This window comes from Streptomyces sp. RK9, assembly GCF_045070545.1.
GTDB classification, from domain to species: domain Bacteria; phylum Actinomycetota; class Actinomycetes; order Streptomycetales; family Streptomycetaceae; genus Streptomyces; species Streptomyces alboflavus.
Map to the genome: position 1 here is coordinate 2,069,989 of NZ_CP173704.1, position 17,784 is coordinate 2,087,772.

Consider the following 17,784-nt stretch of genomic DNA (forward strand, 5'->3'; position numbering starts at 1 on the left):
GCCCACGGGGACGGCTCCTTGCCGAACCGGGCGCCGGGCGTAAAGCAGTGGCGTGCCCGCGCCCCGCGCACGACCATGAGGCGCATGAGCGACCAACCCGCGCGATGGACCGAGGCGACCGTCTACCCCGACATGTGGACGGATCCGGACAATGACCCCCGTGAGAGTGACGGCCCCAGCCCGGACGGCGAACTGCCCACGCTCCTCGACTTCCTGTCGGGCTATCGCATCACCCTGCGCATGAAGTGCGAGGGCCTGGCCCCCGAGCAGCTGGCCCGCCGTTCCGTCCCGCCCTCGACGATGTCCCTCCTCGGCCTGGTCCGGCACCTCGCCGAGGTCGAGCTGGACTGGCGCGGCTGGATCGAGGGCGAGTCGATCCCGAAGCTGTACGGCAAGAAGGACGCCGACTTCGAGGGCGCCGTCGCCGACCAGGCAATGGTGGACGCCGCGTACGCCGACCTGGAGCGCGAACAGGCCGCGACGGACGCCGCGCTCGCCGCCCGCCCGGACCTGGGGGAGCGCCTGAAGAACGGCACCTCGATCCGGGAACTGATGGTCCACCGGATCGAGGAGTACGCCCGGCACTGCGGCCACGCGGACCTGCTGCGGGAGTGCGTGGACGGGAGGGTGGGGCAGTAGCCCCGAGCGGTTTCCGAGCCGATCCTCAGGGGCCCCGGGCTGATCCTCAGGGCCCCGGGCCCGCTAGCCGAACTGCACGCTGTGCGGGAGCGCCCCGCTGAAGGTCGTCGCCTGCCCGGGGTTCAGGACGGTCCGGACCTCCTCGCAGCCGTGGTCGTTGTACACCGTGGCCCTGGCGTTCGTGCCGTTCTTGGCCGAGGTCGCGCCGCCCTGGATGAGCAGGCGGCACTCTCCGTCGGCCGGGTTCTCCATCTCCAGGTCGCCCGCCTGGACCGAGTGGTAGAAGAACGTGCCGGTGGCCGCGTGCGCGGTGCTGGTGGGCAGTGCGGCGAAGAGGGCGAGGGCGGCACCGAGGGCCAGGGCCGCGCGGGCGGTTTTCGAGGCGTGCGTGGTCGTCATGAACATCAACGGTTCCTGACGGGGGCGGGTGGCACCAGGGAGCACGGGGGCGTGTCGCGCCGGTGCCGCGCCTCGCACGCCCCCGCCGCGCTTCCTTCAGGGGAGCAGCTCGTCGAGCGCCCCGTCCAGCGTCTTGAACGCCCCCTCGCCCGCGCTCAGCGACTCGTACACGTACCGGACCGCGACCCGCTCCGGCGCCATCCCGCAGAACTGGGAGATGCCCTTGCCGAGCGTCAGCCTGACCGAGTCCTCGAAGCCGAGCTCCGCGAACCGCGCTTGGTCGTAGCTGACCAGGCCGAGCCACAGCATCCGCTTGCGGGCGAGGAGCTTCTTCCGGCTGCCGTACGCGAAGCCGTGGTTCCACACCCGGTCGATCCAGCCCTTGAGCAGCGCGGGCAGACCGAACCACCAGAGCGGGAAGACGACCACGATCGCGTCCGCCTCCTCGATGCGCCGCATGTGGGCGCGGACCTCGGGCGTGTACTCCTTCTGCGGGTCGGCCCAGTCCGGCTCGTCGGCGGGGGTCATCCGGGGGTCGAAGCCCTCGGCGTCGAGGTCGAGGAGGTCGACGGTGTGGCCCTCGGCGGTGAGGCGTTCGCGGGCGTGGCGGACGAGCTGGGCGGTGAGGGAGTCGGGGCGGGGGTGGCCGGTGACGAGGAGGACCTTGGAGCGGGGGGCCTTGGAGCGGTCGGCCTTGGAGCGGGTGGCCTTGGACGCGGGGTCGGCCTGCGGGGTCCCGGCCTGGGGCGTCGTCATGACTACTTGGCCTCTCCGTCGAGACGGACCAGCATCTTGCCGGTGTTGGCGCCGCGCAGCACCCCGAGGAAGGCCTCCGGCGCCTGCTCGATGCCGTCGACGACGGTCTCCTCCGTGCGCAGCAGCCCTTCGCCGCGCAGCCGCACGGCCTCGCCGATCCACTCCGGGAACAGGTCCAGGTGGCTGGTGACCAGCATGCCGCGCAGGCTCGCCTCCTGCTTCGCGGCGTGGAAGAGGTTGTCGGGTCCGGGGACGGGGGTGGTCGCGTTGTACGTGCTGATGGCGCCGACCATGGCGACCCGGGCCTGCGGGCGCAGGGCGCCGATCGCGGCCTGGAGGTGGTCGCCGCCTACGTTGTCGAGGTAGACGTCGATGCCTTCGGGCGCGGCCTCGGCGAGCTGCTCGGCCAGGCCGCCCTGGCGGTAGTCGATCGCCGCGTCGTACCCGAAGGTGTCGAGCAGCTTCTTCGTCTTCGCCGGACCGCCCGCGGAGCCGATCACCCGGGAGGCGCCGAGCGCACGGGCCACCTGCCCGGCGACACTGCCCACCGCGCCGGCGGCGGCCGACACGAACACGACGTCCCCCTTCTTGACGGGCGCGGTCCGGGTCAGCGCCGCGTACGCCGTGAGCCCGGTCGTGCCGAGCGGCCCGAGGTAGGCGGACGCCGGGGCGATCCCCGTGTCCACCACCGTCACGGCGGCGGCGTCCAGCACGGCGTACTCACGCCACCCGGCGAAGTGCGAGACCGTCGCCCCGACCGGCACCTCCGGGGCACCCGAAGCGACGACCTCACCGATCGCCCCGCCCTCCAGCGGCGCCCCCAGCTCGAACGGCGGGATGTACGAGGGCACGTCGTCCATCCGCCCCCGCATGTACGGGTCGACCGACATCCACGTGTTCCGGACCAGGATCCGCCCCGCCCCCGGAGCGTCCGGCAGCTCGGCGGTGGCGAGCTGGAAGTCGGAGAGAACGGGCTCACCGCTGGGGCGGGCGGCGAGACGAATTTCGCGGGACTGCGGCATGGCGGGCTCCTGAGGTGTTGGCCTGTGGTGGCTTGGTGTCTCCGCTGTGTTGCGGTGACAAGGAAGAGAGTGGCTGGGGGCGCGCACGGAACGCTGATGGTTCACGCACGGGGGCGGATCAGCCGTCTAGCCCGGTGTCGGAGGGCGCGACCATGTCAGCCCGTCCGGCGTTTGAGGACGAGGCCGAAGGCCGACAGGGGGGAGAGGGGCGAAGCCCCATGAGAACGGGCGGGGGCCCGGGGGCGGCGGCCCCCGGTTTCGGGAAAGGGGCGGGCCTGGGGCGCCCCGCGAGGCCCACATACGGTTACCCCATGCGATTCGAGGTGCTGGGCCCCCTGGCGGTGCGCACGGAGGACGGGACGGCCGTCCCCGTCCCGGAGGCGAAGGTCCGCACCCTCCTGGCCGCCCTGCTCGTACGCGGCGGCCACCCCACCCCCGTGGACACCCTCGTGGACGCCCTGTGGGGCACCCGCCCCCCGTCCAACCCCACCAACTCCCTCCAGACCAAGATCTCCCAACTCCGCCGAGCCCTGGCCGCAGGCGCCCCGGGAGGCCGCGACCTGGTGACCCACGGCCCGGCGGGCTACCGCCTCGCGGTGACCGGCGACGCGACGGACGCGGACCGCTTCGTGTCCCTGACCACGCAGGCGTACGGGACCGGGGCCGGGACTGGAGGCGGGACCGGGGCCCGGACCGGAGGCGGGACCGGGCCGGGGGCCGGCGAGCCGGACGCCAACAGCACGGACCCCCGTACCAAAGCGTCACTCCTGACCACAGCCCTGTCCCTCTGGCGAGGCCCCGCCTACGCCGACTTCCGCGACGCGGACTTCGCCCAGGCCGCAGCCGCCCGCCTGGAGGAACAACGCCTCACCGCGACGGAGACCCTGGCCGAACTCCGCCTGACCCTGGGCGAACACACCCTCCTGGCCGACGAACTGGCCGACCTGGTCACCCGAGAGCCCCTGCGCGAACGCCTCCGCGCGACCCACATGCGCGCCCTCTACCGCGCCGGACGCCCCACCGAGGCCCTGGACGCGTACCACGACCTGCGCCACCGCCTGGCCGACGACCTGGGCATCGACCCGGGCCCGGACATCACGGCCCTGCACGAGGCGATCCTCCGCCAGGACCCGAGCCTGGCACCCCCACCGCCGCCCGCACCCGCACGCGCGTCCGCACCAGCACGCGCGTCCGCACCCGCACCTGGCCCTCGGCCCCCCGCACCCCCGGCCCAGCCGCGCACGAACCTCCCCGCCCGCGTCACGGACCTCATCGGCCGCGACGCCGAGGTGGCCCGCGTACGCGACCTGGTCCGCTCCACGCGCCTGGTGACCCTGACAGGCCCCGGCGGCGTCGGCAAGACCCGCCTGGCCCTGGAGGCGGCCCGCACCCTCCTCGCCGACCACGCCGACGAACTCCCGGACGGCGCCTGGCTGGTGGAACTCGCGGGAACGAAGGACGGCGTGGCGGAGACGGTGGCGGCGGCGCTGGGCATCCGCGAGGACATCTCGGCCCAGCAGGCCATGTCGGCCCACCCGACGTCCGAGGACGTTTCAGCCCGTCCGGCGTTCGAGGACGAGGCCGAAGGACGGCCGACGCAAGCCGTCCCACCGAAAGGTGACTCTCTGGCTCAAGCGCTGGCGCAACGCCACGCCCTGCTCGTCCTCGACAACTGCGAGCACCTGCTCGACCCCGTGGCCGACCTGGTGACCCACCTCCTCCGCACCGCCCCCCACCTCCACATCCTCACCACCAGCCAAGAACCCCTGGCCCTGACCGCCGAAACCCTGGAACCCGTGGCCCCCCTCCCCGAGGACGAGGCCCTCCACCTCTTCGCGGAACGAGCCCGGGCCACCACCCCCGACTTCACCCTGACCGACGACAACCGCGAGGCGGCAGCCCTCATCTGCCGCCGCCTGGACGGCATCCCCCTGGCCGTCGAACTGGCCGCGACCCGCGTCCGCACCCTCGGCGTGCACGCCCTCGCCGACCGCCTGCACGACCGCTTCCGCCTCCTCAACCAGGTCCGCCGCGACGCCCCGGCCCGCCAGCGCACCCTGCGCGCGATGATCGACTGGAGCTGGGAACTCCTCACGCCCCCGGAACGCCGGGCCCTGCGCCGACTCGCCGTGTTCTCGGGCGGCTTCACCCTGGAGAGCGCGGAGGCGGTCCTCGGCGAAGCGGAGGCGGTGCTCGGCGACGAGGCGGAAGCCGTCCTCGGCGAAGAGGTGGACGCCGGGGGCAAGCGCGCCACCACCCCGCCCGACGCCACGGACACCTCCGTCCTCGACCTGGTGACCCGCCTGGCCGACCGCTCCCTGCTCACCCCCGCGGCCCCCGCCCCCGACGGCACCCTCCGCCACCGCATGCTGGAGTCCGTCACCGCCTACAGCCTCGAACGCCTCGCGGAGGCAGGCGAGTCGGCCGACCTGCGCCACCGCCACGCCCTCCACTACGCCGACCTCGCCGAACGCGCCGCCCCCGCCCTCACGGGCCCCGACCAGCACCGCCGGCTGCGCCGCCTGGACGCCGAGACGGTCAACCTCCGCGCCGCCCTCGACTGGTCCACCAGCCGCCCCGACCCGGCCCTCACCTTCCGCCTGGTCAACTCCCTGACCTGGTACTGGTTCCTGCGCGGCCGCCTCAGCGAGGCCCAACGCTGGCTCCGCCTCGCCCTGCGCCCGCACCCGGAGGACACCGGGCACGGAGAGGGCATCCGGCGCGGAGACGGCACCCCACACGGCGACAGCACTCCGCACGGAGGCCGCACCCCACACGGCGACAGCACTCCGCACGGAGGCCGCACCCCACACGGCGCCCGAGCCACCGCCTCCGCCGCCCTCGGCGCCTTCAGCCTCCTCACCGGCGAGGACACCTGCGCGTACGGCGCGGACTGCACCCCCGAGGAAGGCCCCGCCGACCCCCGCTCCCGCTGGCTGCTCGCCTTCGCCCGCTGCGGCTTCGAACGCACCGAGCGGGAGGCGGCCCGCGTCGACGCGCTCCTCGACGAGTTCCGCGCCGCGGGCGACCACTGGGGCGAGGCCGCGACCCTCAGCGTCCGCGCCACCCGCGCCATGTACTCGGGCGACCTCCCCGCCCTCCGCGCCGACGCCACCCGCAGCGCCGCCCTCTTCGCGGAACTCGGCGACCGCTGGGGCCAGTTGCAGTCCTCCGAACAGCTCGGCATCCTCGCCGAGATCGCCGCCGACTACGACGAGGCCGCCCGCCTCCAGCACGAGGGCATGGCCATCGCCGAAGAGCTCGAACTCTGGATCGACGTCTCCTTCCGCCTGTCCCGCCTCGGCCGCCTCGCCCTCCTCACCGGCGACGACACCCGCGCCACCGCGTACCACGAACGGGCCGCCCGCATCGCCGTCCGCCAGTCCCACCGGCCCGCGCAGCAGTTCGCCGAGGTGGGCCTCGCCCTCGGCGCCCGCCGCCGCGGCGACCTCGACACCGCCGAACACCACCTGCTGCGCTGGCTCGACTTCAACCGCCGCTTCGGCGTCGACTCCGGCAACGCGCTGATCCTCGCCCAGCTCGGCTACGTCGCCGAGCAGCGCGGCGACGCCCCGCGCGCCGAGGCCCTGCACCGCGAGGGCCTGGACGTGGCCGGCGGCACCGGCGACGACCGGGCCGTGGCCCTCGCCCTCGAAGGCCTCGCGGGCGCCCGCTCCCTGGCCGGCGACCACCTCCACGCCGCCGCCCTCCTCGGCGAGGCCGCCGCCCTGCGCGCCGCCGAGGACTCCCCGCTGCCCCCGGCCGAACGCACCGACGTCGACCGCGCCACCACCCGCTCCCGCACGGCCCTCGGCCCGGCCGCCTTCGAGACCGCGTACGAGTCCGCCTACGAGGCCGCGTACGAGAAGGCCACCGCGGAGCCCGCCGGGTAGCCCCGTCCCCGGGCGCCCCGAGGGGTGAGGTGGGGGCCGCCCGGACCGCGAGCCCCCACCCGCCGACCCGCGCCGCGACTAGCCGAGCACCGCCCGCAGCTGGTCGAGCCCCCAGTCCAGGTCCTCCTTGCTGATCACCAGCGGCGGCGCGATCCGGATCGTCGAACCGTGCGTGTCCTTCACCAGGACCCCGAGGTCCATCAGCCTCTCGGAGATCTCCCGGCCCGTGCCGTGCGCCGGGTCGATGTCGACGCCCGCCCACAGGCCGCGCCCGCGCACCTGCGTGACCTTGCCGGAGCCCACGAGGAGGCGCAGCTCGGCGTGCAGATGGTCGCCCAGCTCCGTCGCCCGCTGCTGGAACTCGCCGGTGTTCAGCATCGCGACGACCTCCAGGGCCACCGCGCACGCCAGCGGGTTCCCGCCGAACGTCGACCCGTGCTCACCCGGCCGGAACACCCCGAGCACGTCCGCGTCCGCCACCACCGCCGACACCGGCACCACCCCGCCGCCGAGCGCCTTGCCGAGGACGTACATGTCCGGCACCACGCCCTCGTGGTCGCACGCGAACGTCCGGCCCGTCCTGCCGAGCCCCGACTGGATCTCGTCCGCGATGAACAGGATGTTGTAGTCGCTGGTCAGCTCCCTGACCCCGGGGAGATAGCCGGGCGGCGGCACAAGGACCCCCGCCTCGCCCTGGATCGGCTCGATGAGCACCGCCACCGTGTCGTCCGTGACCGCCTCGCGCAGGGCGTCCAGATCGCCGTACGGCACGATGTCGAAACCCGGCGTGTACGGGCCGTAGTCCGCGTGGGCCTCCGGGTCCGTGGAGAAGCTGACGATCGTCGTCGTACGGCCGTGGAAGTTGTCGCTCGCCACCACGATCCTGGCCCGGCCGTCCGGCACCCCCTTGATCCGGTACCCCCACTTCCGGGCCGTCTTCACCGCCGTCTCCACGGCCTCCGCGCCCGTGTTCATCGGCAGCACCATCTCCTTGCCGCACAGCTCGGCCAGGCGCGTGCAGAACTCCGCGAACCGGTCGTGGTGGAACGCCCGCGACGTCAGCGTCACCCGCTCCAGCTGCTCCTTGGCCGCCTCGATCAGACGGCGGTTGCCGTGCCCGAAGTTCAGCGCCGAGTACCCGGCGAGCATGTCCAGATAGCGACGGCCCTCCACGTCCGTCATCCACGCGCCCTCCGCCGAGGCGACCACGAGGGGCAGCGGGTGGTAGTTGTGCGCACTGTGCGCTTCGGCCGAGGCGATGAGGTCTTCCGTAGCAGTCACGGGGGGCTCCGTTTCTCGCGTGCGCACGTCGTTGTGCGCTTTCTTCCGGCTGTTCACGGCGCGGTGCGCGTTCTTCCGGTACGGGACAGGACCTGACAGGACAGGTACGTGTCCTGTCCTATCGTCGCTCGCATCCTCAACGAAGGGCACGGCCGAAGGACCACGACACAGTGGAGTGCCCGATAGGCTGGTTTTTCACAGCACGGCGACTGGCGCGCAGGGAAACGACCCTGAGGGAGCCGTGCGAGGCAAGCCTTCGAGGTGCCGTCCGCCTGGGCACCCCGGGACCACGACCGGACACTCACCGCTCGCCCCGGAGGACGCCATGACGCAGCCCCCTGCCCAAGAGACCGCAGCCCACCGGACCGCTGCCCGCCAGCACCCCGCCCTCACCGCCACCGACCCCGAACTCGCCGCCCTCGTCACCGCCGAGGAACGCCTCCAGGCCGACACCCTCCGCCTGATCCCCAGCGAGAACTACGTCTCCACCGCCGTCCTCGAAGCCTCCGGCACCGTCCTGCAGAACAAGTACAGCGAGGGCTACCCGGGCCGCCGCTACTACGAGGGCCAGCAGAACATCGACCAGGTCGAGCGCCTCGCCGTCGCCCGCGCCAAGGCCCTCTTCGGCACCGACCACGCCAACGTCCAGCCCTACTCCGGCTCCCCGGCCAACCTCGCCGTCTACCTCGCCTTCGCCGAGCCCGGCGACACCGTCATGGGCATGGCCCTGCCGATGGGCGGCCACCTCACCCACGGCTGGGGCGTCTCCGCCACCGGCAAGTGGTTCCGCGGCGTGCAGTACGCCGTGCGGCAGGACACCGGCCTCGTCGACTTCGACGCCGTCCGCGAACTCGCCCTCAAGGAACGGCCCAAGCTGATCTTCTGCGGCGGCACCGCCCTGCCCCGCACCATCGACTTCGCCGCCTTCGCCGAGATCGCCCGCGAGTCCGGGGCCGTCCTCGTCGCCGACATCGCCCACATCGCCGGACTCGTCGCCGGCGGCGCCCACCCCTCACCCGTGCCGCACGCCGACGTGATCTCCACGACCACCCACAAGACCCTGCGCGGCCCCCGCGGCGCCATGCTCCTGGCCCGCGAGGAACACGCCAAGGCCATCGACAAGGCCGTCTTCCCCGGCCTCCAGGGCGGCCCCCACAACCAGACCACCGCCGCCATCGCCGTCGCCCTCCACGAAGCCGCCCAACCCTCCTTCCGCGGCTACGCCCACGCCGTCGTCGCCAACGCCAAGGCCCTCGCCGAAGCCCTCCTCGCCCGCGGCTTCGACCTCGTCTCCGGCGGCACCGACAACCACCTCGTCCTGATGGACCTCACCCCCAAGGACGTCCCCGGCAAGGTCGCCGCGAAGGCCCTCGACCGCGCCGGGATCGTGGTCAACTACAACACCGTCCCCTACGACCCCCGGAAGCCGTTCGACCCCTCCGGCGTCCGCATCGGCACCCCCTCCCTGACGTCCCGCGGACTCGGCACCGAGCACATGGCCGCCGTCGCCGACTGGATCGACCGCGGGGTCCGCGCCGCCGGGACCGGCGACGAGGACGCCCTCCTGAAGATCCGCGGCGAGGTCGCCGAGCTGATGGCCGCCTTCCCGGCCCCGGGCCTGCCCACGGCCTGACCGGTCCGGCGCGGACGGCTCCGGGCGGGGGACGGCTCCTGGCGGGGGACGGCTCTGGGCGCGGACGGCTCAGGCGTCGAGCAGTTCCTGGCGCGGGGGCTCCTCCCCGTGGTCGCGGCGGCGGAGGCGGTACATCACGGCGGCTCCCGCCGCCGCCCCCGCCGCCGCGCTCGGTATCGCCCAGTGCCAGCCCGAGTCGTCCCCGGCGCCGGAGGCCCGGCCGCCCGCGCCGTCTGCGTCCGGGGCCGCCGCCCGGGCCGGTGCCGGGCTCTCGGGCACCGCCGGCGCCGCCTCGCTCGGGCGGATCCCCGCGTGATCGCGCTCCGACAGCCTGCCCATCAGGCCCAGGTCCTTCAGGAGGGAACGCAGGGCCGACGGGTCCGGGGACCTGTGCCAGTATCCGTTCATCGTCCGCGGGTCCGTCGACGTGTGGATCCATATCGCCGCGTCCTTCGCCGCCGACGGCTCCGGATACACCCGGTCCACGCGCCACGGCCGCACGTCGTGCACCAGCCAGGTCACGTTGATCTGGCGGGTGGCGCCGAGGCTCAGGCCCGGGGGCTGCTCGCGCTCGCCCTTGGCCGTGGGGCCGAGCAGGGTCTCCAGCTCGGCATACCTCTTCCCCTCTCTGTACAACGACGCCGTCTCGGCGCTCTCCGGCGATGTGAGCAGCACGCTCGTCGGCCCGCCCGCCGCCGCCCACGGCGCGCACAGCAGCACCACGGCCAGCGCCGCGGCCAGCCCGGTCAGTCCCCTTGCCGTTCGCATGTCCGACCCCCTGCGGCTCCCCGGCACGGCCCCTCCGTGCCGCCTCACTTCTGGTACACCGCCCGGCCCCCGCGGGTTCCACTCCACGGCCACCCGATCCGAACTAATTCCCGGAACCCGTCCCTGCCCCGGAACCCGACCCCTCCCCGGGCCCCGTTCCCGCACCGCTCTCCGGCACGGACTTCGCGATCTGCACCGCCCGCGCCTTCGACGCCACCCCTTCGAGCCGCAGCGTCAGCCGCCGGTCGTCCGTCCACAGCAGCGTCGGGCCCGCGGGCCGCACCGCCCGCTTCCAACTGCCGCCGTCCGGGTCCAGGAGCCACAGCTCAAGGCGGTGCGGGCGGGCGAACCACAGGGCCGTGCCGCGGCCGAGGTCGATCCACTCGGGCATGCCCGGCACCAGCTTCGTGAAGCCCGGGTCCAGCGGGGCCGGGAACTGATCGAGCCGGACCGTCCCGCCGTCCGCGCGCCAGCACAGCGTGATCAGGGAACGCCCCGCGGGCTCCCGCGTCACCACCACGGCGTCCGGCTCCCCGAGCGCCCCCGGCACGACCGGCCGGAACCCGGCCTCCCGCTCGGCCCGCGCAAGCGAGACCGACGGCGTGCCGCACCCCGGCACGGGCGCGCCGGACGGCGGCGGCGACGGGTCGTACCGCACCTCGACCCCGCCGAAGTCGAACCAGTCGAAGACCGCCGCCCGCACGGGAGGCGTCAGCGCGAGCACGGTCAGCAGGCCGCACACGGACGCGACGACCGCCCGCCACCGGGCCCGCAGCCCCCGCCGCGCGCGCCGCAGGCCCTCACGGATCCGCTCGCCCCGGCCCGGCGGCTCGGGCGCGGGCACCCCGGCGCCCTCCGCCCATATCTGCGCGAGGACCCGCTCGACCATCGTCTCCTCGCCCGCGTGCCGGTCCAGCGAACGCCCCAGCGCCCGCAGCTCCGCAGGCAGCCCCGCGCCCCCGGAACGCCCCGCGCCCTCCGCGCCGCCCGCACCAGCCATGCCGTCCTTGCCACCCTCGCCGCTCATGCCGTCACTCGCGCTGCCCGCGCCGTCCGCGCCCTCCGCGTCCTCCGCGCCGCCCGCACCAGCCATGCCACCCTCGCCGCTCATGCCGTCACCCGCGCTGCCCGCGCCCTCCGCCTCGCCCGCGTCATCCACACCCCTCACCTCCCCTCACCCCCTTCCGGAAGGAGTCGCTCCAGCTTGCGCAGGGCCCGGTTCAGCCGGGACTTCACCGTGCCCCTCGGCCAGCCCAGGGCCTGGGCCGTCTCCGTCTCGTCCATCTCCAGGAGATAGCGGTACGTCACGACCAGGCGGTGGACCTCGCCCAGGCGGTCGAGGGCGGTCAGGAGTGCCGCCCTGCGCTCCCGCTCCAGGGCCGCCACGGCCGGGTCCGCCGACTCCGCTATCAGTGGCTCGGGCTCCGTCAGCGCGGCCTCGCGGCCCGCCACCGAGCGCTGTCGCGCCGCCGAACGCACTGTGTTCCTCGTCTCATTGGCGACGATCGCGAGCAGCCACGGCTTGAACGCCGAGCCGTCCCGGAACCGCCCCAGCGCGCAATAGGCCTTGAAGAAGGACTGCTGCACCACGTCCTCGGCGTCCGGGCCCGCGCCGAGGGCCGCCGCCGCGCGCAGCGCCACGCCCGTGAAGGCGCGCACCAGCTCGGCGTACGCCTCCGGCTCGCCGGCGCGCACCCGTGCGATGACCGCCGCCTCGTCGACGCCGATGCCGTCCCCCTCCAGCGCCCGCCCCTCCGGTCTCCCAGGGCTCCCCGGAGCCTCCCGAAGAGCCTTCCCCCGTGCACCCACACTCTTGGTACACCGCCCGGACCGAATCGGTTCCCACCCGTCACGCACCAGTTCCCGACCAACGGGCGACACCTGAGAGAATGCTGAGCATGGCCTCTGAACGTCCCCGCTCGACCTCCGGCGAACGTCCCCGTGTGCTCTCCGGAATCCAGCCCACCGCAGGCTCGTTCCACCTCGGCAACTACCTGGGCGCGGTCCGCCAGTGGGTGGCCCTCCAGGAGTCCCACGACGCCTTCTACATGGTCGTGGACCTGCACGCGATCACGGTCCCGCAGGACCCGGCCGAGCTGCGCGCGAACACCCGCCTCGCCGCCGCCCAGCTCCTCGCCGCCGGGCTCGACCCCGAGCGCTGCACGCTGTTCGTCCAGAGCCACGTCCCCGAGCACGCCCAGCTCGCCTGGGTCATGAACTGCCTCACCGGCTTCGGCGAGGCCAGCCGCATGACGCAGTTCAAGGACAAGTCGGCCAAGCAGGGCGCCGATCGCGCTTCGGTGGGCCTGTTCACGTACCCGGTCCTCCAGGTCGCGGACATCCTGCTCTACCAGGCCAACGAGGTGCCGGTCGGCGAGGACCAGCGCCAGCACATCGAGCTGACCCGGGACCTCGCCGAGCGCTTCAACGGCCGCTTCGGACAGACGTTCAAGGTCCCCTCGCCGTACATCCTCAAGGAGACGGCGAAGATCTACGACCTGCAGGACCCGGCGATCAAGATGAGCAAGTCGGCGTCCACGCCGAAGGGCCTCGTCAACCTGCTCGACGAGCCCAAGGCCACCGCGAAGAAGGTCAAGAGCGCGGTCACCGACACCGACACGGTGATCAAGTACGACCCCGTGGACAAGCCGGGCGTCAGCAACCTCCTGACCATTTACTCCACGCTCACGGGCACCGGTATCGCGGAACTTGAGCAGAAGTACACCGGCAAGGGCTACGGTGCGCTGAAGACCGACCTCGCCGAGGTCATGGTCGAGTTCGTGACCCCCTTCCGGGACCGCACCCAGGAGTACCTGGACGACCCGGAGACGCTCGACTCGATCCTGGCCAAGGGCGCGGAGAAGGCTCGTGCCGTCGCGGCGGAGACCCTGGCCCAGGCGTACGACAGGGTGGGCTTCCTGCCCGCCAAGCACTGAGCTCCACCCGGAGCGACCCGACCGAGCACGACCCCGCCGTCCGGCACGGCGGCGACCCCTGCCCACCACACGACGACAGGAGTACGACGTGGGGACCGTAACGATCGGTGTGTCGATCGCGGTCCCGGAGCCACACGGCAGCCTGCTCCAGGAGCTGCGCGCCGGCTTCGGGGACCCCGCAGCCCACGGCATCCCCACGCACGTCACGCTGGTGCCGCCGACCGAGGTGGAGTCCGGGGCGCTGCCCGCCATCGAGGACCACCTGACGGCGGTCGCCGCCGCCGGGCGGCCGTTCCCGATGCGGCTCTCCGGGACGGGAACCTTCCGGCCGCTGTCGCCCGTTGTGTTCGTACAGGTCGTCGAGGGCGGCTCGGCCTGCTCGTGGCTCCAGGAGAGAGTCCGCGACACCTCGGGTCCGCTCGTACGGGAACTGCAGTTCCCGTACCACCCGCATGTCACCGTCGCCCACGGCATCGCCGAAGAAGCCATGGACCGGGCGTACGAAGAGCTCGCCGAGTACGAGGCCGAGTGGCCCTGCACCGGCTTCGCGCTGTACGAGCAGGGCGCCGACGGCGTCTGGCGCAAGCTGCGCGAATTCGTCTTCGGAGGGACGACGGTTCCCCCGCAGGCGGGCGCCCCCGCCGAGCGGGGTACGCTGCCCGCCCGCTGACCGGGCGGGGCTCGGGAGGACACCGGGGAGCGACCCGGAAGGACCCGAGTGGTGCCGGACGGGGGGCTTCGGTGAAGGCGTACAGAGCCGTGGTGAGCGCGATCGCCGGGGTGCTGCTCCTGGCCGGATGCGGCGGGGACGGCGGTGGCTCCGCGGGCGACGCGGACCGCTCGCGCGCCCCCGGCGGCCCCGGCTCCGGCAAGGGCTCCTGGAAGATCGTCCACATCGACGAGCGGGCCGCAGGCACGGTGGAGGCCGTCGCGGCAGCGGCCGACGACGACATCTGGGCCGTGGGCACCGACCAGGGCGTGGCCCGGCCCGCCCCCTACCTCCTGCGCCACGACGGCACCAAGTGGCGGCGCACCCCGCTGCCCGCCGCACTCGGCGGACGCGTCTCCCAGCCCCGGCTCGACGCGTCCGGGCCCGACAACGTGTGGCTCCACGGCGTCGCCCCCGCGGGCGGCTCCCGCATCGCCCGCTGGGACGGCACCCGCTGGCGCGCCGTCCCGAAGCCGCCCGTCGAGGGTGCCGTCGGCAGCCTCAGGGCGTTCGCGCCCGACGACGTCTGGGCGCTCGCCGGCGGAAGGGCCGTGCACTGGGACGGCGCCCGCTGGACCACCACCGCGCTGCCCGCCGTCGCCAACCGGCTCGACGGGAGCTCCGGGGACCACGTGTGGGCCGTCGGGTACCGCGACAGCGGGCCCGGCGTGGGCGGCGCCGGGGGCGAGAAGACGCAGCCCGCCGCCATGCGCTGGGACGCCCGCGCCCGCGCCTGGAAGCTCACGCCGACGCCCGCCTTCCGCTTCCCCGACCCCGTCCCGCCCGGGCCCGGCGCCTCCCTCGACGGGGTGCTCGCCGTGTCCCGCGACGAGGTGTGGGCGTACGGCGCGCACTCCTTCGACCACGGCGAGACGCCGACCGGGCCGTCCACCGAGCGCGTCCTGCTCCGCTGGGACGGCGCCCGCTGGCGGCAGGAGCCGGACGCCGACACCGACCCCTGCCTGTCCCGGCCGCCCGTCGCGCACGACGGCGCGGGCGGCCTCCTCTTCGAACGCCACCGCTTCCGTACCGCGGACGGCTCCTGCCGCAAGGTCCCCTGGCAGCGGCTGCCCGCCACCGGCGCGGTCACCTCCGGCGGCAAGCAGCAGTTGTGGTTCGAGGGGGTGGCGCGGGTGCCCGGGACGAAGCGGTTCGTGGGCGGCGGGAAGGTGTACGTGATGCGGAGCGGGAATCCGTTGGTGCTGCCCGTGGTGGCTGTGTACGAGCCCTGAGGCGGGGTTGTTCCTCGGGCGGCCCTTCGGGCGTTCTTCGGGCGTGAGGTCTCAGACCGGTAGGCGGCGGAAGACCGGGCGCGGTACGTGGCGCAGCGCCGACATCACCACGCGCAGCGCCCCCGGGACCCACACCGTCTCCGAGCGGCGGCGCAGGCCCGTCTCGATGGCCTCCGCCACCGCGTCCGGCGTCGTCGCCATCGGTGCCTCCTCCAGGCCCGCCGTCATCTTCGACCGTACGAATCCGGGGCGTACGACCATGACGTGCACGCCCGTGCCGTGCAGGGCGTCGCCCAGGCCCTGGGCGAAGGCGTCCAGGCCCGCCTTGCTGGAGCCGTAGATGAAGTTGGCCCTGCGGGCGCGTTCTCCCGCCACGGAGGACAGGACCACCAGGGAGCCGTGGCCCTGCGTCTGGAGGGCGCGGGCGCAGACCAGGCCCGCCGAGACCGCCCCCGTGTAGTTCGTCTGTGCCACCTTCACCGCCGCCAGCGGGTTGTCCTCGTCCTTCGCCTGGTCGCCCAGGATGCCGAACGCCAGGAGGACCATGTCGATGTCGTTCGCTGCGAAGAGGGGGGCGAGGGTGGAGGCGTGGGACTCCGCGTCCAGGGCGTCGAAGGGGATCGTCGTGGTGTCCGCGCCCAGGTCGCGGAGGTGTTGGGCCGCCTTCTCCAAGGCGGGGGAGGGGCGGCCTGCCAGCCAGATCTTCCGGGTTCTGCGGGTTGCCAGGCGGGTGGCTGTGGCCAGGGCGATTTCGGACGTGCCGCCGAGGATCAGGAGGGACTGGGGGGTGCCGAAGGCGTCTTTCATGGGGGGTCCTTGGGGGGTGGGTGTCGGGTGCGGGTCGGTGGCCCTGCGGGGCTTTCCCCAGTCCCGCCCCTTCCCGAAACCGGGGCTCCGCCCCTGGGCCCCGGGGGTGGGTGTCCCGTGGCGGGTGGGACGGTCCTCCGCCGAATCGGCGCTTCGCGCCTCGTCCTCAATCGCCGGACGGGCTGAAAATCCTTCGCCGGGATGGGGTGGGACGGTGCTGGACGGGCTGGAAGTCCTTCGCGGGGGTGAAGTGCCGACTGCCTGGTGTCGGCCTGGTTCGGGCGGGTGGGTGGGAAATGGGGGTCTGGGGGCGGAGCCCCCAGGGGGTCAGAGGGTCAGGCGGCGGGAGAGGTCGGAGCGGAAGAGGGACGTGGGGTCGAGGGACTGGCGGAGGGTGCGGAAGTCGGGGAGGCGGGGGTACATCGCGGTGAGGGCGTCGGGGCGGAGACGGGAGTCCTTGGCGAGGTAGATGCGGCCGCCCGCGGTCGCGACCTCCGTGTCGAGCTCGTCCAGGAGGGCCGCGAGGCCGGGCAGGTTCGCGGGGATGTCGAGGGCCAGGGTCCAGCCCGGCATGGGGAAGGAGAGCCAGCCCGGATCGGCGTCGCCGAAGCGCTTGAGGACGGCGAGGAAGGACGGACACCGGTGAGCGGAGATCCGGTGGACGATGCGGCGCAGGGCCTCCTCGGCGCCGTAACCGACGACGAATTGGTACTGGATGAAGCCGCCGGGGCCGTAGACCCGGTTCCAGTGCGGGACGCCGTCCAGCGGGTGGAAGAAGGCGGAGAGCTTCTGGAGCTGCCCGTGCCGGGCGCGGGGAGCCTTGCGGTACCAGAGCTCGTTGAAGAGGCCCACCGACCGCCGCCCGAGGAGCCCTTCGGGGACGAAGCGGGGCGCGGCGGGAAGCTGCCGGGGGCGGAAGGCGAGGGGGGCGGAGCGGGCGCGGGCGGGGAGGGCGTCGAGGGGGGCGTGGTCGCCGCGGGTGAGGACCGCGCGGCCGGTCGCGGCGCCCCGGGCGAGCAGGTCGATCCAGGCGACGGAGTAGCGGTAGCGGTGGTCCGTGGCGGTGAGGCGGGCCATCAAGTCGTCTAGGTCGGCGGCGCGTTCGGTGTCGACGGCCATCAGGGACGTCTCGACGGGGTGGAGCTTGAGGGTCGCGGACAGGATGACGCCGGTCAGGCCCATGCCGCCGGCCGTCGCGTCGAAGAGGGGACTGCCCGGCTCGACGGTGCGTACCGTGCCGTCGGCCGTGAGGAGTTCGAGGGAGCGGACGTGGCGGGCGAAGGAGCCGGACACGTGGTGGTTCTTGCCGTGGATGTCGGCGCCGATCGCGCCGCCGACGGTGACGTAGCGGGTGCCGGGGGTCACCGGCACGAACCAGCCGAGCGGCAGCAGCACTTCCATCAGGCGGTGCAGCGAGACGCCCGCGTCGCACACGACCGTGCCCGCGTCCGCGTCGATGACGTGCACGCGATCCAGGCCCGTCATGTCCAGGACCGCGCCGCCCGCGTTCTGCGCGGCGTCCCCGTACGCCCGCCCGAGCCCGCGCGCGATCCCGCCGCGCTCGGCACAGACGCGCAGCGCGGCCACGGCCTCCTCGTGCGTGCGGGGGCGCAGCACGTGGGCGGCGGAGGGCGCGGTCCTGCCCCAGCCGGTGAGGGGGACGGGGGCGGACGCGGGGGCTGAGGGCTGGGTGGCTGGCATGCCAGTGA

15 protein-coding genes and 1 riboswitch are annotated in these 17,784 nt (G+C 73.9%); of the genes, 6 read left to right on the forward strand and 9 right to left on the reverse strand.

From position 1 onward, the window contains the following. Positions 1–75: 75 nt before the first annotated feature. Positions 76–639, forward strand: coding sequence for a DUF664 domain-containing protein (locus AB6L24_RS29575; RefSeq protein ID WP_405660260.1), 564 nt, complete (start codon positions 76–78; stop codon positions 637–639). A 63-nt stretch (positions 640–702) separates the two neighbouring features. Here the strand turns inward: AB6L24_RS29575 and AB6L24_RS29580 are convergent, their stop codons facing one another. From AB6L24_RS29580 to AB6L24_RS29590, 3 genes are all read right to left on the reverse strand, one after another. Next, a complete protein-coding gene (locus tag AB6L24_RS29580) occupies positions 703–1,038 on the reverse strand; it encodes a hypothetical protein (protein ID WP_405660262.1) in 336 nt (111 codons plus the stop codon). 96 nt (positions 1,039–1,134) lie between these two features. Next, positions 1,135–1,794 carry an NAD(P)H oxidoreductase gene (locus AB6L24_RS29585; RefSeq protein WP_405660263.1) on the reverse strand — a complete coding sequence of 220 codons (660 nt, stop codon included), beginning with the start codon at positions 1,792–1,794 and terminating at the stop codon, positions 1,135–1,137. 2 nt (positions 1,795–1,796) lie between these two features. Beyond that, on the reverse strand, positions 1,797–2,816 hold the full coding sequence (locus AB6L24_RS29590; protein WP_405660266.1) for an NADP-dependent oxidoreductase: 1,020 nt from the start codon (positions 2,814–2,816) through the stop codon (positions 1,797–1,799). Between the two features lie 311 nt (positions 2,817–3,127). Here AB6L24_RS29590 and AB6L24_RS29595 point away from each other — a divergent pair, with 311 nt between their 5' ends. Further along, complete coding sequence (locus tag AB6L24_RS29595) at positions 3,128–6,709, forward strand: AfsR/SARP family transcriptional regulator (protein WP_405660268.1); 3,582 nt, start codon at positions 3,128–3,130, stop codon at positions 6,707–6,709. A 78-nt stretch (positions 6,710–6,787) separates the two neighbouring features. On the opposite strand, the gene rocD is transcribed toward AB6L24_RS29595, so the two are convergent. After that, positions 6,788–7,990, reverse strand: coding sequence for an ornithine--oxo-acid transaminase (rocD, locus tag AB6L24_RS29600; RefSeq protein ID WP_405660270.1), 1,203 nt, complete (start codon positions 7,988–7,990; stop codon positions 6,788–6,790). Positions 7,991–8,185: 195 nt separating this feature from the next. Beyond that, a riboswitch (ZMP/ZTP riboswitch) is annotated at positions 8,186–8,275 on the forward strand. A gap of 40 nt (positions 8,276–8,315) precedes the next feature. Here rocD and glyA point away from each other — a divergent pair. Then, on the forward strand, positions 8,316–9,623 hold the full coding sequence (gene glyA, locus AB6L24_RS29605) for a serine hydroxymethyltransferase (protein WP_405660273.1): 1,308 nt from the start codon (positions 8,316–8,318) through the stop codon (positions 9,621–9,623). 69 nt (positions 9,624–9,692) lie between these two features. On the opposite strand, the gene AB6L24_RS29610 is transcribed toward glyA, so the two are convergent. From AB6L24_RS29610 to AB6L24_RS29620, 3 genes are all read right to left on the reverse strand, one after another. After that, a complete protein-coding gene (locus AB6L24_RS29610; protein ID WP_405660275.1) occupies positions 9,693–10,391 on the reverse strand; it encodes a hypothetical protein in 699 nt (232 codons plus the stop codon). A 103-nt stretch (positions 10,392–10,494) separates the two neighbouring features. Next, a complete protein-coding gene (locus tag AB6L24_RS29615; RefSeq protein ID WP_405663411.1) occupies positions 10,495–11,418 on the reverse strand; it encodes a hypothetical protein in 924 nt (307 codons plus the stop codon). Between the two features lie 137 nt (positions 11,419–11,555). Further along, complete coding sequence (locus AB6L24_RS29620) at positions 11,556–12,134, reverse strand: RNA polymerase sigma factor (RefSeq protein WP_405663414.1); 579 nt, start codon at positions 12,132–12,134, stop codon at positions 11,556–11,558. Between the two features lie 155 nt (positions 12,135–12,289). Here AB6L24_RS29620 and trpS point away from each other — a divergent pair, with 155 nt between their 5' ends. The 3 genes from trpS (at position 12,290) to AB6L24_RS29635 (ending at position 15,268) form a co-directional block, all read left to right on the forward strand. Continuing rightward, positions 12,290–13,327, forward strand: a complete 1,038-nt coding sequence (gene trpS, locus AB6L24_RS29625) for a tryptophan--tRNA ligase (protein ID WP_405660278.1) — start codon at positions 12,290–12,292, stop codon at positions 13,325–13,327. Positions 13,328–13,415: 88 nt separating this feature from the next. Beyond that, positions 13,416–13,997, forward strand: coding sequence for a 2'-5' RNA ligase family protein (locus AB6L24_RS29630; RefSeq protein WP_405660279.1), 582 nt, complete (start codon positions 13,416–13,418; stop codon positions 13,995–13,997). A gap of 92 nt (positions 13,998–14,089) precedes the next feature. Beyond that, positions 14,090–15,268 carry a hypothetical protein gene (locus tag AB6L24_RS29635; protein WP_405660281.1) on the forward strand — a complete coding sequence of 393 codons (1,179 nt, stop codon included), beginning with the start codon at positions 14,090–14,092 and terminating at the stop codon, positions 15,266–15,268. A 51-nt stretch (positions 15,269–15,319) separates the two neighbouring features. Here AB6L24_RS29635 and AB6L24_RS29640 read toward each other — a convergent pair whose 3' ends face one another. Both AB6L24_RS29640 and AB6L24_RS29645 read right to left on the reverse strand, forming a co-directional pair. Continuing rightward, complete coding sequence (locus AB6L24_RS29640; protein WP_405660283.1) at positions 15,320–16,075, reverse strand: decaprenylphospho-beta-D-erythro-pentofuranosid-2-ulose 2-reductase; 756 nt, start codon at positions 16,073–16,075, stop codon at positions 15,320–15,322. A gap of 327 nt (positions 16,076–16,402) precedes the next feature. Beyond that, on the reverse strand, positions 16,403–17,776 hold the full coding sequence (locus tag AB6L24_RS29645) for an FAD-binding protein (protein WP_405660285.1): 1,374 nt from the start codon (positions 17,774–17,776) through the stop codon (positions 16,403–16,405). Between the last annotated feature and the right edge of the window lie 8 nt (positions 17,777–17,784).

What these genes read in the sequence shown, in the direction of transcription:
- AB6L24_RS29610 (WP_405660275.1), bottom strand. Translation starts at nt 10,391, where the DNA reads ATGCGAACGGCAAGGGGACTGACCGGGCTGGCCGCGGCGCTGGCCGTG.
- AB6L24_RS29590 (WP_405660266.1), bottom strand. Translation starts at nt 2,816, where the DNA reads ATGCCGCAGTCCCGCGAAATTCGTCTCGCCGCCCGCCCCAGCGGTGAG.
- AB6L24_RS29580 (WP_405660262.1), bottom strand. Translation starts at nt 1,038, where the DNA reads ATGACGACCACGCACGCCTCGAAAACCGCCCGCGCGGCCCTGGCCCTC.
- AB6L24_RS29640 (WP_405660283.1), bottom strand. Translation starts at nt 16,075, where the DNA reads ATGAAAGACGCCTTCGGCACCCCCCAGTCCCTCCTGATCCTCGGCGGC.
- AB6L24_RS29645 (WP_405660285.1), bottom strand. Translation starts at nt 17,776, where the DNA reads ATGCCAGCCACCCAGCCCTCAGCCCCCGCGTCCGCCCCCGTCCCCCTC.
- trpS (WP_405660278.1), top strand. Translation starts at nt 12,290, where the DNA reads ATGGCCTCTGAACGTCCCCGCTCGACCTCCGGCGAACGTCCCCGTGTG.
- AB6L24_RS29575 (WP_405660260.1), top strand. Translation starts at nt 76, where the DNA reads ATGAGGCGCATGAGCGACCAACCCGCGCGATGGACCGAGGCGACCGTC.
- AB6L24_RS29595 (WP_405660268.1), top strand. Translation starts at nt 3,128, where the DNA reads ATGCGATTCGAGGTGCTGGGCCCCCTGGCGGTGCGCACGGAGGACGGG.
- glyA (WP_405660273.1), top strand. Translation starts at nt 8,316, where the DNA reads ATGACGCAGCCCCCTGCCCAAGAGACCGCAGCCCACCGGACCGCTGCC.
- AB6L24_RS29585 (WP_405660263.1), bottom strand. Translation starts at nt 1,794, where the DNA reads ATGACGACGCCCCAGGCCGGGACCCCGCAGGCCGACCCCGCGTCCAAG.
- AB6L24_RS29615 (WP_405663411.1), bottom strand. Translation starts at nt 11,418, where the DNA reads ATGAGCGGCGAGGGTGGCAAGGACGGCATGGCTGGTGCGGGCGGCGCG.